This is a genomic window from Aeromonas sp. R10-1 (assembly GCF_040908465.1).
Taxonomy (GTDB): Bacteria; Pseudomonadota; Gammaproteobacteria; order Enterobacterales; family Aeromonadaceae; genus Aeromonas; species Aeromonas caviae.
Map to the genome: position 1 here is coordinate 182,743 of NZ_JBFODT010000017.1, position 14,396 is coordinate 197,138.

Below are 14,396 nucleotides of genomic sequence, written 5' to 3' on the forward strand. Positions count from 1 at the left end.
GCGAATTGACGTTTGGGGGGAATCTTACTCGCTGGGAGGGCCCGGGACAAATGGGGCGCTCGCAAAGGGTGATCCAGAGGGGCTCCGGCCTCCCCGCCCGGGATCAGGCGGGTTCCCCGGGCAGGGCCTGCACAAGCTGGGAGAGGGAGCAGTGGAGTCGCCACACCAGCCCCGCCAGTGCCCGGGCCGCCGGGTCTGCATGTTCCCCCAATCCCTGGCTGATGCGCTCCAGCTCCGCCAGGGTACGCCCCAGAGTCTCGTGCTGCACGCCCCCTTCGGTCAGAATGCCTTTCAGGCAGCGCAGACAGCCGTCCCGCACCAGATAGAGGGCCGGATCCCGGCTGCGCCAGAGCCTGAGCTGCCAGACGATGTGGCTGCAATTGAGCAGCACCACGCCCCAGCGCAGCACCCAGAGCCGGGCCCCCTGATCCTGACTCTGGCTGAGCTGGCTCACCGCGTGATAGACCCGGGATTCAAACTCCCCCTCGCTCTGATGCGGGGACGGGGCCAGCTGGTCCACGAAATCCCGCCGCAGACGGTGCATCAGGCGGCGGCTCTTGCGCCGATCCGAGCTGGGCCTCAGGAGCTGGAACGCCAGTCCGGCACTCATCACCCCCAATGCCTGCGCAAGGCTGCTGTTGACGAAGGCGAGGTAGTCGTAGCTCGGCGGATTGGTGATGGCGAGGAAGGAGCCGAGCAGTACGATGAGCTGACCCCAGAGCGCCGCCCCCTGGGGTCGCTGCAATTTCAGCAGTTGCAGGATGATGAGAGCGGGGAACAGCAGGGCGCAGAAGATCCAGAAGTCGTCGATGCGGATCATCAGCCCGAACTTGACCCCGAAGCAGATAAAGCTGAGCAGCACGATGGCCTTGAGCATGGTCTGGGCCCCTTTGGCCGGGGCCGGGGTGGCGGAATAGAGCACGCAGCAGATGGCGAGCAGGGTCAGGGCCGCGGCGCCCGCATCCCACTGGGTGTGGATCCAGAAGGTGCAGCCCAGCATCACGCAGAGGAAGGTACGCCCCCCGTTGTAGGCCGCCTCCAGGCCGTCGGTGTGGCTGGTCAGAGAGCTGTGGCGCGGCGGCGCCGGCCACTCCTGTCCATCGTGGCGGGCCAGCCTTTCCAGCCAGCGCTGACACTCCAGGTAGCTCCAGCAGAAGTGGCGCAGCCGCAGCCAGAAGGCCTGACAGCGATAATCATCCCCCGAACGGGCCACGAAGGGCGCCATCAGGCGGGCGATGCGCAGCTTGTCGCAGCCCCCCTGTCCCAGCTCCCGCAGCACGGCGGCCAGCATGGGGGCCGGGTCGACGGCGTCCTCTGGCCAGTGTTGCAGCATGCGGCGCAGCCCCGAGATGAGGCTGACCATCCTCAGCTGGCGATGGAGCAGATAGTTCAGCAACTGGTTGTGGCGGCGCAGGCGGTGGTGGCTCCAGACGGCCTGGATGCGCAGCACGTTCAGGGTGAGGATCTGACCGATCACCCCCTCGTGGGCGGTGCGCACATCGGCGCCCGTCTCCCCGAGCCAGAGCAGCTGGGCATGTTCCAGCAGCCGGGTCTGGCTCTTGCCAAGGGAGTCCAGCAGGGTCTCGCCATCGGAGAAACTCGGCAGGATCATCATCATCAGGCCGCCGCAGAGGATGCCGACGATCACCTCGCTCACCCGGGCCTGGGCGATGTCGAAGATATGTTGCGGGTCGGTCAGGTTGACGCAGGAGAAGGCGATGATGGCGGCGGTATAGCCCGCCAGGGCGAAACCGTAGGAGACGTTGTTCTGATGGTGGTTGGAGATGTAGGTGCAACCCCCCAGCCAGAGGGCGATAAGCAGGCTGAAGAGCCAGGGATCACCGATGCCAAGGCCGGTGATCATCACCGCCGCCATGGCGCCGATGAGGCTGCCCACCACCCGCCCCAGGCTCTTGCTGATGACGCCCCCCACGGTGGGAAAGCTCACCACTGCGGCGGAGGTCATGGCCCAGTAGGGAGAGTCGAGTTGCAGCACGAACGCCAGCCAGAGTGACAGGCACATGGCCAGGGCATTGCGCAGGGCGTAGCGCCACTGGCCGCCGTTGGCCTTGCCCCAGGGGGTCTGGCGCCAGAGCGAGGGGTTCACTCTAGTCCCCTATGGTGATGGTACAGGTCGTGCCCGCGATCAAGACCAGATCCGGGGGAATCGCCAGCAGCCTGATCCGCACCGGCACCCGCTGGGCCAGGCGCACCCAGGGCACGTTCGGCTTGACGTCGAGCAGCAGCCCCTCGCTGCCTTCCAGGCTCTGATCGTGAATGGCGCGCCCTATGCTTTCCACCTCCCCCCTGAGTACCCGATCCCCGCTGTAGAGCACCACCTCGGCCGGTTTGCCGGGGGCAATGTGTCTGAGCTTGGTCTCTTCGAAATAGCCCTGCACATAGAAGGAGTGGGTGTCTATCAGGGCCACCAGGGGCACCCCGGCGGTGGCGTAGTTGCCGACCCTGGCCTGCAGATTGGTGATGTAGCCGTCGCTCGCGGCGTGGACCTCGGTCCGGGCAAGGGACCATCTGGCCTGCTCCAGATTGGCCTGGGCCACCTCATAGGCCGCCTTCATCGCCTGGGCATTGAGCCTGGACTCATCCACCGCCTCGGCGGAGATGACGGTGCGGGAGAGGCTCTGGCGACGATTCGCCTCGTGCTCCGCCTTGTCGAGATCCGATTTGGCCTTGGCCAGGGCCGCGCTGGCGTTGTCCAGCGCGATGCGATAGGGCTCGGGATCCAGGGTGAAGAGCAGCTCCCCCGCCTTCACCAGCTGGTTGTCCTTGACCCCTATCCTGACGATCTTGCCCGACACCTGGGGCGTGATGCTGACCAGCTCGGCCCGCACCTTGCCATCCCGGGTCCAGGGACCCTGCATGTAGTCGTTCCACAGCCACCAGAGCGACACCAGCGCCAGGGCAAAGACCAGCAGGGTGGAGAAGTATTTGAGGGTCGCAAGGGGTGATTTAGCCATGTAGCAATATCCATAGGGCGCCGCTGACGGCGAGGATGAAGAGGGAGAGATCCATCAGCAGGGGGTGCCAGACATCCCCACCATAGAGCCAGTCCCGCAGCAGATGGTGCAGCGGCAGCCAGCCCAGCAGGCCGAGCAGCACGGCCTTGAACAGGGGCGGAAAGTAGAGCGAGGCCCCGAGGATCAGATCCGGCAGCGCTGAAGCAGTCGTCACGGGTGTGCCCCCTGTTGGCAGAGATGGAATGAAGAGAGAGGCCGGGGTCCGCCGGGAGACGGACAGGGCAAGGTTAACACAGCCATTGCGGGGGCTACACCAGCAGATGACCCCCTGAGGCGTCGTCACGGGAGTGGCACGACAACGCCTCGCCCGTCCTCCCCGCCACCCGTCGGGGCAGTCACCTCGCGTTCAATCGGCCACGGTATCTGCCGGGTGATGCACCCCGTCCCGGGTCGGCACCTCTCCCAGATCGAACGGGTTGACCCCCTCCAGACAGGCGAGGTTGTAGCCATATTCCGCCGGATTGGATCGGCGCTGGTGATGGGTGTAGATGCCGCAGACGCTGCAGAAGTAGTGTTTCGCGGTGCGGGTGTTGAACTGGTAGCAACGAAGCGCCGCCTCCCCTTGCAGGATGCGGATGCCGGAGAGCGGCACCGAGGCGACGATGGCCCCACGCCGCCGACAGAAGGAGCAGTCGCAGCGGCGCGGATCCACCACGCCATCCGGCAGGGTCAGCTCCAGCACCACGGCGCCGCAGTGGCAGCTCGCCTTTTGTTTCTTCTGGATGGGGGTATTGCCGATGCGTGTGATCATGCTGCCTCCTTGCCGCAGTGTCAGGCTGCGAACCGGTTAATCGAACAGGGTATCCCGCCGCCCTTGTAAAAGATGGTCATGCAGGGTGCGCAACTGGGACGCCACCACCCGGTGGCGGGAGAGTTCGGGCAAGGCGTCGATGGGGAAGTACCCCGCCCCTTTGGTTTCATCGGTGTCGGTAAGCAGAGCGCCCCCCGTCACCTCGCACAGGAAGAAGGCCTTGTGGGCATGGGGCAACTGCGGGGGATGGGGATGCTTGAGCTTGTCGAACAGGGCCAGCAGTTGCACCGCCCGACAGGCGAGACCGGTCTCCTCGCTCACTTCCCGCACCACGGCGTCCGCAGGCGAATCGCCGACATCACACCAGCCACCGGGTAGAGTCCAGCAGCCGTCACTGCGCTCCTGCACCAGCAGGACATGGCCCGCATCGTTCTGAATGAAGGCCCGCACATCGAGCTTGGGGGTGGGATAGCCGCTGTCGAGGGCAATCCAGTCGCCGATGGCGTCGGGGGCCAGCTCGCTCTGGCTGGTGATGAGCGTCACCGTGGCCGCTCGCAGCGCCTCGAAGCGGGCGATGTCGAAGGGATCCCGGGAGTAGGTGAGCCCCGCCTGAGCCGTGGCCAGCACCTGTTCGAGGAAGGCGGCCAACGGCAGTTGCATGGCTAGAGCCCGAGGAAACGGACGATCTGGGCGGGGTAGCGCTCGAAGCCTGTGAAGGCGTGATCGCCGCCACACTCCAGGGAGAGACGGGCAAAGCGGTATTCGTCCAGCGCCTTGCGATAGTCGAGCACCTCGTCCTCCTGCTGTTGCAGCACCCAGAGCCGCTCGGGAGCAGTCACCGGCACCGCCAGCGCTCTCAGCTCGTCCATGTGTCCGGGCAACAGTTCATAGCGTTCGCCGCTGTAGGGGTTGGTCTGGGGGCCGAGGTAGTCGCAGAGCAGCTCGTGGGGGCGCACCGCCGGGTTGATGAGGGCGGCGCGGCAACCGTACATCTCGCTCACTCTCGTGGCCATGAAGCCACCGAGGGAGCTGCCCACGGCGCCAAGCTTGAATTCGTTGCCATAACGGCTCTGCAGATCGGCAATGGTCTGCTCGATGGCCCCCCAAGCCGCCGCCGGGGTGTTGGGCTGGGCCGGGATCACCACCTCGATATCGGGCCTGTTCTCTGCCACCCAGGCCGCCATCTGCTGCGCCTTGGCAGAGCCGGGGGATGAATTGAAACCGTGCAGATAGAGCAGGACGGGCTTCATGGCAACGCCTCAGTAACCGGTGGCATTGGGGTCGGGCACGAACTGCCCCAGCGGCAGGCGCCACACCTGACTCGCCACCCGGCCATCCGGGTGCAGGGTGAGATAGCGCCAGCCCGGGCCGGATTCGTCCAGTGCGAAACCGTCGGAGAGCGGCTTGAACTGGATGCAGGTAGAGGGGCTGGCGATGAGCCGCACTCCGTGGTGCACCTCGTCAAACTCCTGATGGACGTGGCCGAACAGGATGGTCTTCTGCTGCGGGTGGCGGGCCAGCACGGCGAACAGGTCGTCGGCATTCTTGAGGTTGTGCTGATCCAGCCAGGCGCAGCCCACCGGCACCGCCTGATGGTGCAGGGCGATGAGGGCATGGCGCTCGGGATGCTGGCGCAGGGCCTGATCCAGGGCCGCCAGCTGGTGATCCCCCAGCACCCCGTGGGGTTTGCCGCGCACCTGGGTATCCAGCAGGATCACCTGCCAGTGATCCCCCACCAGTTGCTTGGCCTCGCTGATGCCGGCCGCATGGAGGTATTCGGTCATCAGGGGGCCGTCGTCGTGGTTGCCGGGCAACCAGTAGATGGGGCGAGCCAGGGGCGCCATCATGGAGGCGAAACGCTGGTAGGACTCCGGGCTGTGATCCTGGGAAAGATCCCCGGTGGCGAGGATGAGCTCGAACGGGTGCTCGTTGGCCTGCACCCGCTCCAGCACGGCGGCCAGACTCTGGGCCGTGGGCACGGCCAGCAGCCGCCCCTCGGCACTGGCGAAGAGATGGGTATCGGTAATCTGTAACAGGCGCACACTGCCGTCCGGCGCCTGAGGTAGCTCTGTTTCCAAAATCACGCTTCTTTTTTATGGGTTCGACTAGAGGATGTTAATCAGGCTGGTGCCGTGTTTGAGACAAAATCTCAACCAATCGGCCAAGAATAGATTTACCTGCTCCTTTTCATCCCTGTGATGCATTTTTTGATTGGGATAATCATAACGTGGTTGCAACATTGAAATCTGTTGCGCCGCACACACTTCCGCCATTCGCACATCATGATACAAACGAATCTCTATCCGGGCTTGCAAGTAGCTCGGCAATTCGGGGTTGTGCTGGACCAGGATCACCTGGCTGGTGAAGCGGCTCTCCTCGGTCACCGTGAGCTGGAACTGCAGGCCGTTGCCGACCTGATAGCGGCGCTCAGCACCCACGCTGCCGCCGGGCGGCAACAGTTTCATCAGCGCCATGTAATTGACCTCGCAGGTACGCTGCAAGGACATCAAATCAGGGACATAGCGCTTCATCGGGCTCTGGACTAATGACATGTCGCGGCTCCCTCAATCAGGGTCCATGAAGGGTGGACCCACTGCACAGTGTTCCAGTCGGACACAGGGCACCTGACCCGGGTCTGAACGAGCGTCACCTCAGCGCCCCGCCAGCCAGCGTGCCCGCAGCTCGCCGTGATTCAGGGCCAGCCACTGCAGGGCGATGACGGAGGCGGCATTGTCGATGCGCCCCTCTTTGAGCCAGGCATAGGCCTGCTCGCGGCTCACCACGTGGACCCGGATGTCTTCCCCCTCTTCCGCCAGACCGTGGATCCCCTTGGCCTGACTGGCATCCACCTCGCCCACGTACACCTCGATGCGCTCGGTGCTGCCACCCGGGCTCACCAGATAGCTGATGGCGTGTTCGCAGCGTCCCACCTCGATCCCTGCCTCTTCCACCGCTTCGCGCCGCACCACTGCCTCGGCGGTCTCCCCTTCATCGATGATGCCGGCCACCAGCTCCAGCAACCAGGGGGTGGCGCTGGTCTCCATGGCGCCGATGCGAAACTGCTCCACCAGCACGATCTCGTCCCGCACCGGATCATAAGGCAGCAGGGCGGCGGCATGGCCACGTTCGAACAGTTCCCGGACGATGGGGGCGTTCCAGCCACCGGCAAACAGCCTGTGTTGCAGGCGGTAGACATTCACCTTGAAGAAGCCATTATATCCAGCTGATTTTTCAATGATTTTCACATCATCGCTGGAGTAGTGGCAGGTTTGAGGCAAGGCTTGCTGTGACATTCGAGACTCCTGCCAGCTTGACTTGGCTTGGTTTGACCATAATATTCGGGGGCATGAATGAACATTCATTCACTCGCTCTCGCCGACGATGAGGGAAGGATTTTAGCAGCCACAGGGCATTTGGCTAGGCGCGTTGCCGAGAAAACTCGCCCCGGACCTTGACGTTTCCGCAGCTGGAAAAGAGACAGTTCGCAATGAAATCTGCTTATAGTAGAGTGGTTAAGCTGAAATCAAGCTTGGTCGGTGACAATCCCCCCTTCATCCAGCGGACAGCTTTGGGTTGATACAAAAGGTTAAAACTATCATATGAAAAGAACACTCTTGTCAGTCATGGTGATGCTGGGTGTGAGCGGCGCCGCTCATGCCGAAAACCTGCTCGATATTTACCAACAGGCCCAGATCAAGGACACCCAGCTGCTGGAATCCAAGGCCAAGCGGGACCAGGCCTTCGAGAAGATCAACGAATCCCGTGCAGCCCTGCTGCCCCAGATCAACCTGGGCGCCGGCCTGAACCACCTGCAAAACAAGAACGACACCATGACCAACACGGGCGCTACCGGCTCCGTGACCCTGGATCAATCCATCTACCGTCGCAGCAACTGGGTCAACCTGGATCTGACCGAGAAGAGCGCCACCCAGTCCGACGTGGCCTACAACCTCGAGTACCAGAACCTGATGCTGCGTACCGCCCAGGCCTACTTCGACGTGCTCAAGGCCATGGATACCCTGGAATTCGTGCGTGCCAACAAGACCGCGGTCGAGCGTCAGCTTGAACAGACCCAGCAGCGCTTCGAAGTGGGCCTGACCGCCATCACCGACGTGCACGAGGCCGAGGCCGAGCGTGATCAGGCGCTGGCGGACGAGATCAATGCCGAGAACACCCTGGACAACAGCTACGAGAGCCTGCGCGAGCTGACCGGTATCGACCACCGTCAACTGGACGTGCTCAACACCGATCGCTTCAGCCCGCAGAAGACCGCGTTCAACTCCGACAAGTGGCTGGAACTGGCCCTAGACAAGAACCTGGAGCTGCACAGCGCCCGCATCGGCAAGGACATCGCCAAGGAGCAGATCGATCTGGCCAAGACCGGTCATGAACCGACCCTGGATCTGGGCGCCGGCCTGAACGCCGGTTACAACGATTACAAGGACGAGATCCGCAACCCCGAGAGCAACAGCAATCAGGGCAACATCGGCCTGAACTTCAAGCTGCCCATCTACACTGGCGGGGCCACCACCTCCCAGGTCAAGCAGGCACAGTTCAACTACGTGGCCGCCAGCGAACAGCTCGAGCGCAGCTTCCGCTCGGTGCAGAGCACGGTCCGCTCCTCCTACAACAACGTGAACGCCAGCATCGGCTCGGTCCGCGCCTACAGCCAGTCCGTCATCTCCGCCGACAGCGCCCTGAAGGCGACCGAGGCCGGTTACGAGGTGGGTACCCGCACCATCGTCGACGTGCTGGACTCCACCCGCAAGCTGTATCAGGCCAAGCAGAAGCTCTCCGAGGCCCGCTACAACTACATCCTCAGCATCCTCTCCCTCAAGCAGGCCGCCGGCATCCTGGAGCAGAAGGATCTGGAAGAGGTGAACCAGGGTCTGATGCCCGCCGCCCAGGTCACCAAGAAGTCCTGAGCCAGGCGCACACCATGAGAAAAGGCGACCCCGGGGTCGCCTTTTTCATCTCTGTTCGCCGCTGGAAGTGCGTTGGTCGGGGCCTGCCAGGCAGCGGCCATGTCACCGACCCGGCAGCCCCATCAAAAAACCCGGCCTTGGCCGGGTTTTACGCTTATCCGCGTTCGCGGATGGTCTTGATGATGTCGGTGGTGGAGCAGCCGTCCTCGAAGTTCAGCACTCGCACCTCGCCGCCATTGGCGGTCACCTCGGCGTAACCGGCGATCTCTTCGGGCTTGTAGTCGCCCCCCTTGACCAGGAGGTCTGGCAGGATCTCGGCGATCAGACGCTGGGGAGTGTCTTCGCTGAAGGGGACCACCCAGTCCACGGCACCCAGGGCCGCCAGCACCGTCATACGACGCTCGGTCGGGTTGACCGGGCGACCCGGCCCCTTGAGGCGACGCACGGACTCGTCGGTGTTCACCGCCACGATCAGGCGATCCCCCAGCTTGCCCGCATTGGCCAGATAGGAGACATGACCCGCGTGCAGAATGTCGAAGCAGCCGTTGGTCATCACCACCTTCTCGCCGCGCAGACGGGCGGCCTGGACGGCCACCTTGAGCTGGGCCTCGGACATGACGCCAAAACCGGTCTCCTGCTCGGTGTAGAGGGCGTTGGCCAGCTCCACCGGGCTCACGGTGGAGGTCCCCAGCTTGCCGACCACGATGCCGGCAGCGGTGTTGGCCAGGGCGCAGGCCTCATCCAGACTCTTGCCTGCGGCAAGGGAAGTCGCCAGGGTGGAGATGACGGTGTCACCGGCACCGGTGACGTCATAGACCTCGTGGGCCTGGGCCGGCAGGTGCAGCTCGGGCTGCCCTTCGCGGATCAGGGTCATGCCGTTCTCGGAACGGGTGACCAGCAGGGCGTCCAGCTCGAAGCGCTTGACCAGCTCCAGCCCCCTGGCGACCAGGTCTTCTTCCCCCTTCACCTTGCCCACCACGGCCTCGAACTCGGACATGTTGGGGGTCAGCAGGGTGGCACCGCGGTACTTCTCGAAATCGGTCCCCTTGGGGTCGACCAGCACGGGGATGCCGGCGGCGCGGGCACGCCGGATCATGCCGGGCACATCGTTGAGGGCGCCCTTGCCGTAGTCGGAGAGGATCATCACGTCCGCCTGGGGCAGCGCCTGCTCCACCTTGCCCATCAGCAGGCTGGCATCCACGTCGTGGAAGGCCTCTTCGAAGTCGAGGCGCAGCAGTTGCTGGTTGCGGGACAGCACCCGCAGCTTGGTGATGGTCGGATAGTCGGTCAGGCGCACGAAATCACAGGCCACCTTGACCCCGGCCATCTGGCTGGCGAGGGCATCGGCGGCTTCATCCTGACCGGTCAGGCCCAGCAGCACGGCCTGGGCGCCGAGGGCGGCGGAGTTGAGCGCCACGTTGGCGGCGCCACCCGGGCGCTCCTCGATGTGCTCGACCTTGACCACGGGGACCGGTGCCTCGGGGGAGATCCGGCCGGTAGGGCCATGCCAGTAGCGATCCAACATGACATCGCCAACGACCAGGATGCGGGCTTTTTCAAACTCGGGCAGGGTGATTTTCATCTGTATCGGCTCTCAAAACCTGAAAAATTCAGCGGCCGATTTTATCACACTCTTTTCCGGGGCGTGAAAAAAGCACGGCCCTGCCCCCTGACGCCCCCTCTGACCAGATGACGGCGATTCGCGCCCGCCCCCGCTTTTCGGATAGAATCCTCGACATGCGAGTGACCGCATCCGCGCCGGGCCACCCCACACAGGCCCCCCGGTTCGGTCGGACTCCCCCCTTTGCCTTTGCGAACAAGAGACTCTTCATGGCCCAAGAACACGCTCCCCGCCTCGAACCCCGTCTGTTCCATCCCCGTTACTGGGGGAGCTGGCTAGGCCTCTCCCTGCTCTGGCTGCTGGTGTTGCTGCCCTGGCGCAGCCAGATGTGGCTGGGCCGCCAGCTCGGCACCCTGGCCCGCAAGCTGCTGAAATCCCGCGTCAAGATTGCCCGCCGCAACCTGGAGCTGGCGATGCCCGAGCTCAGCCGGGATGAGCGCGAAGCCCTCCTGGTGCAGAACTTCGAGAGCGTGGGTTGCGCCATCTTCGAGGTGGGCATGGCCTGGTTCTGGCCAGACTGGCGGATGCGCCGCCTGATGAAGGTGGAAGGGGAAGAGCACGTCATCAACGCCATGGAGAAGGGCCAGGGGATGCTGCTGCTCTCCTGCCACTTCCTGACGCTGGAGCTCAATGCCCGCTGCTTCGGCCTGGTACGCCCCGGGGTCGGTGTCTATCGCCCCAACACCAATCCGGTGCTGGAGTACGCCCAGTACCACGGTCGCTGCGCCTCCAACAAATACCTGGTGGACCGGATGGACGTGAAGGGGATGATCAAGGCGCTGCGCAACGGCGACGCCCTCTGGTATGCACCGGATCACGACTACGGCAGCCATGCCAGCGTCTTCGTGCCCTACTTCGCGGTGGAGCAGGCCGCTACCATCACGGGGACCGCCACCCTGGCCCGGGTGAAGAACACCGTCACCCTGCCCTGCTACAACATCCGCACCCGGGAGGGCTACACCCTGCATATCGGGGCCCCGCTCGCGGACTACCCGAGCGGTGACGACCTGGCGGATGCCAGCCGCGCCAATCGCGAGATTGAAGCCGCCGTGCGCAAGGCGCCGGAGCAGTACATGTGGCTGCACCGCCGCTTCAAGACCCGCCCCAATCCGGACGATCCCGGCTACTACTGATGCCCTCCCGCCCCGTCGACCGGGCAAGTCCAGACGACAGGGCAGGATGGCACCGCGCCTCATGAAAAAGCCCTCGCACTGCTAGGGCTTTTTTGTTGGCTGCCAGCGTCTGCCTTACTGGCGGATCAGGCGGTAGATGGCGTAGCCAGGGTGCTTGGCATCATCCATCGGCAGGGTGGACTGGTACGACAGATCCGCCCCCGCCAGGGCCTTGGCCTCGTCGGTCGGCGAGGAGTAGAGGCGCACGTCCACGTTGGCGGGCAGGGCCTTCATGTGCCAGTTGTTGTTGGCCGCCGGGCTGAAGCCAGCCGGGTTGTCCGCAGACTGGGCCTTCAGGTACTGGGCGATGATCTCCCGCGTCTCGAAGGGATCTTCATGGACGATGTTGCTGCCGTCGATGCCCGGGAAGTGGCCGCCGCCGCTGGCGCGGTAGTTGTTGGTCACCACGTAGAACTTCTGGGACGGGTCCACGGGCTGGCCGTTGAAGGTGAGGCCGCTGATGCGCTGGCCGTCGCTCACCTTGACCCCGTCCTTGCTGTAGCGGGCCGGCTGGGTGATGTCCACCTCGTAGCTGACCCCGTCAATCACATCGAAGTTGTAGGTGGGGAAGCTCTCGTTCACCAGCCACTGCACCCCGGTCTTGCCGGTGTCGATCTGGTTGAACTGGCCGGCGCTCATCTCCAGCCACTCCTTGACGGTGGCCCCGTTCACCTCGACCACCTGCAGGGTATTCGGATAGATGTAAAGGTCGGAGACGTTGCGCAGGGAGATGTCACCCTGAGCCACGTAAGTGAAGTCATTGATGCCGTTGCGACCGCCACGGAAGGGGGCCGCCACCGACAGGATGGGGTAGGACTCCTTGAGCAGGCCGTCTTGTTGCAACTGCTCCGCGTGGCGGCGCTGGGCATCGCTCACCAGCTGCACCGAGGGGTCGTCCTGTACCAGGGCGAAGAAGCTGTGGATGGGGGAGGTGATCTTGCCGAGCGGCTCGTCCAGCCACTGGTTGGTGGCGTCGTGATCCGCCTGCACCAGGTCCACCACCCGCTGATCCACCGCACTGCCCTCGCTGGCGTCTATCTTGCGCAGGCTGGCCTGGCTCTGCTTCACCTGCCACTTGCCGTCCACCTGCTCCAGCTTGAGGTCGATGATGCCGAGGTGGTTGCCCCAGTAGCCGGGCATCACGGTGGGAATGCCGCTCAGGGTACCGGCCTGGTTGTCCACCTCCGGCAGATCCGGGAAGTCCCCGGGGAAGTTCTTGTGGGCGTGGCCCAGCATCAGGGCATCCACCCCCTTCACCTTGGCCAGGTGCCAGGCGGAGTTCTCCATCATGGCCTCGTAGCTGCTGGCATTGATGCCGGTGTGGGCCACCACCACCACGATGTCGGCGCCCTTGGCGCGCAGCTCGGGCACATAGTGATTGGCGGTCTCGACCATGTCGGCCACCACCACCTTGCCCTCCAGATGACGCTTGTCCCACTGCAGCACCTGGGGCGGGGTCAGACCCAGGATGCCCACCTTGACGCGCTGGCGCTGGCCCTTGTCATCGGTCACCTCGCGCTCCAGCAGCAGATAGGGGGTGAACTTGTTGCCGCTCCAGTCAATTTGTCCCTTGGCATCGCGCTTGAAGGCCCCCGCCTCGAACACGTTGGCGTTCACATAGGGGAAGTCGGCTCCCGCCAGTACCTTGCCAAGGTAGTCCAGGCCGTAGTTGAACTCGTGGTTGCCCAGGTTGCCCGCGTCGTAGCCCAGCTCGTTCATCGCCTTGAACACCGGGTGCGCCTGCTTCTCGAGATAGCCGGCACCGGACTGCTCGAAGATGTAGTCCGCCAGCGGCGTGCCCTGAATGAGGTCACCGTTGTCGAGCAGCAGGTTGTTGGGGTTCTCGGCGCGGGCGGCGCGGATCAGCAGGGCGGTGCGGGAGAGGCCGAACTTGCGATCCTCCTTGTTCTGGTAGTAGTCGTACCCCAGCACGTTGGAGTGGATGTCGGAGGTCTGGATCAGGCGCAGGGAGACGGTCCCCGGCTGCGCCTTGCTGTCATTCTCGTTGCTGCAGGCAGACAGCAGCACGATGGCGGCGATAGCCCCCAGCTTCATGGTGTTATTCACTGTTTTTTCCCTTTTATTATGAGTAACGCTTTACCAGCGCCGGGAATTTAACAGACGAATATGTCAGCAGATGGCACCGGAACTCATTTTTATGAAGCCCGGCACAAAAATAGCCTCATGAGGCCGGTATGGCACCCAATGCCAGCTTGGCCGCCAGCACCAGCATGATGAGACCTACAACAAGATCAATGGCTTGCTGCACCCGGCCCCTGGCAAGCCAGGGGGAGAGTGCCGCCGCCCCGAACGCCAGTCCGTAGAACCAGACCAGAGAAGCCAGCATGGCCCCCGCCGCGAAGGCGGGTCTGAGCTCCTCGGCAAACTGGCTGCCGAAGGAGCCAAGCAACATCAGGGTATCCAGGTAGACGTGGGGATTGAGCAGGGTCACTCCGAGGGTCATGGCCAGCACGCTCTTGACCCCCATCAACCGGGGCGAGTCCGCCAGGGCCGCCTCCTGGCCGCGCCAGGCACTGCACAGGGAACGGATACCGAACCAGCCGAGGAAGAGCACGCCGCCCCAGGTCAGCAAGGCCAGGCCGATCGGGCTGGCCGCCAGCAGGTTGGCCCCGCCGAACACCCCGATGCCGATCAGCACGAGATCGCACAGGCAGCAGAGGGTCGCCGTCAGCAGGTGGTGATTGCGGTGAATGCCCCGGCTCAGCACGAAGGCATTCTGGGCCCCGATGGGGATGATCATGGCAAGGCCGAGGGTAAAGCCTTGCAGGGTGGTGGCGAACATGGGGATGCGTTCCTGTGAAAGAGAGAAACGCACTATAAGGGGGCGCGGGTAATCAGAGAAATTCATTCATTTTCTGATGCATTCATAAA

14 protein-coding genes are annotated in these 14,396 nt (G+C 63.9%); 2 read left to right on the forward strand and 12 right to left on the reverse strand.

Annotation, left to right across the window (positions count from 1 at the left end):
* Positions 1–103 precede the first annotated feature (103 nt).
* From AB5Y93_RS07700 to nudF, 9 genes are all read right to left on the reverse strand, one after another.
* Entirely contained in the window at positions 104–2,107 is a 2,004-nt protein-coding gene (locus AB5Y93_RS07700; RefSeq protein WP_368229113.1) for an FUSC family protein, read from the reverse strand.
* Between the two features lies 1 nt (position 2,108).
* Complete coding sequence (locus tag AB5Y93_RS07705; RefSeq protein WP_069651983.1) at positions 2,109–2,975, reverse strand: HlyD family secretion protein; 867 nt, start codon at positions 2,973–2,975, stop codon at positions 2,109–2,111.
* On the reverse strand, positions 2,968–3,210 hold the full coding sequence (locus tag AB5Y93_RS07710; protein WP_042865381.1) for a DUF1656 domain-containing protein: 243 nt from the start codon (positions 3,208–3,210) through the stop codon (positions 2,968–2,970). Before AB5Y93_RS07710 ends, AB5Y93_RS07705 begins: the two co-directional genes overlap by 8 nt.
* A gap of 171 nt (positions 3,211–3,381) precedes the next feature.
* Entirely contained in the window at positions 3,382–3,786 is a 405-nt protein-coding gene (locus AB5Y93_RS07715; RefSeq protein WP_368229114.1) for a GFA family protein, read from the reverse strand.
* Positions 3,787–3,822: 36 nt separating this feature from the next.
* The gene (locus tag AB5Y93_RS07720) at positions 3,823–4,446 is read right to left on the reverse strand and encodes an NUDIX hydrolase (protein WP_368229116.1); all 624 of its coding nucleotides are present in this window, start codon (positions 4,444–4,446) and stop codon (positions 3,823–3,825) included.
* Between the two features lie 2 nt (positions 4,447–4,448).
* A complete protein-coding gene (locus AB5Y93_RS07725) occupies positions 4,449–5,036 on the reverse strand; it encodes a YqiA/YcfP family alpha/beta fold hydrolase (RefSeq protein ID WP_368229118.1) in 588 nt (195 codons plus the stop codon).
* Positions 5,037–5,045: 9 nt separating this feature from the next.
* Positions 5,046–5,864, reverse strand: coding sequence for a 3',5'-cyclic-AMP phosphodiesterase (gene cpdA, locus AB5Y93_RS07730; RefSeq protein ID WP_052815075.1), 819 nt, complete (start codon positions 5,862–5,864; stop codon positions 5,046–5,048).
* Between the two features lie 27 nt (positions 5,865–5,891).
* Positions 5,892–6,338: a DUF1249 domain-containing protein gene (locus AB5Y93_RS07735; protein ID WP_324058423.1), complete on the reverse strand. Its 447-nt coding sequence runs from the start codon at positions 6,336–6,338 to the stop codon at positions 5,892–5,894.
* Positions 6,339–6,437: 99 nt separating this feature from the next.
* Positions 6,438–7,079 (reverse strand): ADP-ribose diphosphatase, encoded by a 642-nt coding sequence (gene nudF / locus AB5Y93_RS07740; protein ID WP_199767269.1) that lies wholly within the window; start codon positions 7,077–7,079, stop codon positions 6,438–6,440.
* A 306-nt stretch (positions 7,080–7,385) separates the two neighbouring features.
* On the opposite strand from nudF, the gene tolC reads away from it, so the two are divergent.
* A complete protein-coding gene (gene tolC, locus AB5Y93_RS07745; protein WP_368229121.1) occupies positions 7,386–8,711 on the forward strand; it encodes an outer membrane channel protein TolC in 1,326 nt (441 codons plus the stop codon).
* A 154-nt stretch (positions 8,712–8,865) separates the two neighbouring features.
* On the opposite strand, the gene hldE is transcribed toward tolC, so the two are convergent.
* Complete coding sequence (hldE, locus tag AB5Y93_RS07750; RefSeq protein WP_039039759.1) at positions 8,866–10,293, reverse strand: bifunctional D-glycero-beta-D-manno-heptose-7-phosphate kinase/D-glycero-beta-D-manno-heptose 1-phosphate adenylyltransferase HldE; 1,428 nt, start codon at positions 10,291–10,293, stop codon at positions 8,866–8,868.
* A gap of 248 nt (positions 10,294–10,541) precedes the next feature.
* On the opposite strand from hldE, the gene lpxL reads away from it, so the two are divergent.
* Complete coding sequence (gene lpxL, locus AB5Y93_RS07755) at positions 10,542–11,465, forward strand: LpxL/LpxP family Kdo(2)-lipid IV(A) lauroyl/palmitoleoyl acyltransferase (RefSeq protein ID WP_103243797.1); 924 nt, start codon at positions 10,542–10,544, stop codon at positions 11,463–11,465.
* A 114-nt stretch (positions 11,466–11,579) separates the two neighbouring features.
* On the opposite strand, the gene AB5Y93_RS07760 is transcribed toward lpxL, so the two are convergent.
* Together AB5Y93_RS07760 and lysE are read right to left on the reverse strand one after the other, a co-directional pair.
* Positions 11,580–13,559, reverse strand: a complete 1,980-nt coding sequence (locus AB5Y93_RS07760) for a bifunctional 2',3'-cyclic-nucleotide 2'-phosphodiesterase/3'-nucleotidase (protein ID WP_324045912.1) — start codon at positions 13,557–13,559, stop codon at positions 11,580–11,582.
* Between the two features lie 127 nt (positions 13,560–13,686).
* Positions 13,687–14,307, reverse strand: a complete 621-nt coding sequence (gene lysE, locus AB5Y93_RS07765) for an L-lysine exporter (protein ID WP_128345556.1) — start codon at positions 14,305–14,307, stop codon at positions 13,687–13,689.
* Positions 14,308–14,396 lie beyond the last annotated feature (89 nt).

What these genes read in the sequence shown, in the direction of transcription:
- AB5Y93_RS07705 (WP_069651983.1), bottom strand. Translation starts at nt 2,975, where the DNA reads ATGGCTAAATCACCCCTTGCGACCCTCAAATACTTCTCCACCCTGCTG.
- AB5Y93_RS07715 (WP_368229114.1), bottom strand. Translation starts at nt 3,786, where the DNA reads ATGATCACACGCATCGGCAATACCCCCATCCAGAAGAAACAAAAGGCG.
- AB5Y93_RS07720 (WP_368229116.1), bottom strand. Translation starts at nt 4,446, where the DNA reads ATGCAACTGCCGTTGGCCGCCTTCCTCGAACAGGTGCTGGCCACGGCT.
- AB5Y93_RS07725 (WP_368229118.1), bottom strand. Translation starts at nt 5,036, where the DNA reads ATGAAGCCCGTCCTGCTCTATCTGCACGGTTTCAATTCATCCCCCGGC.
- AB5Y93_RS07735 (WP_324058423.1), bottom strand. Translation starts at nt 6,338, where the DNA reads ATGTCATTAGTCCAGAGCCCGATGAAGCGCTATGTCCCTGATTTGATG.
- nudF (WP_199767269.1), bottom strand. Translation starts at nt 7,079, where the DNA reads ATGTCACAGCAAGCCTTGCCTCAAACCTGCCACTACTCCAGCGATGAT.
- tolC (WP_368229121.1), top strand. Translation starts at nt 7,386, where the DNA reads ATGAAAAGAACACTCTTGTCAGTCATGGTGATGCTGGGTGTGAGCGGC.
- hldE (WP_039039759.1), bottom strand. Translation starts at nt 10,293, where the DNA reads ATGAAAATCACCCTGCCCGAGTTTGAAAAAGCCCGCATCCTGGTCGTT.
- lpxL (WP_103243797.1), top strand. Translation starts at nt 10,542, where the DNA reads ATGGCCCAAGAACACGCTCCCCGCCTCGAACCCCGTCTGTTCCATCCC.
- AB5Y93_RS07760 (WP_324045912.1), bottom strand. Translation starts at nt 13,559, where the DNA reads ATGAAGCTGGGGGCTATCGCCGCCATCGTGCTGCTGTCTGCCTGCAGC.
- lysE (WP_128345556.1), bottom strand. Translation starts at nt 14,307, where the DNA reads ATGTTCGCCACCACCCTGCAAGGCTTTACCCTCGGCCTTGCCATGATC.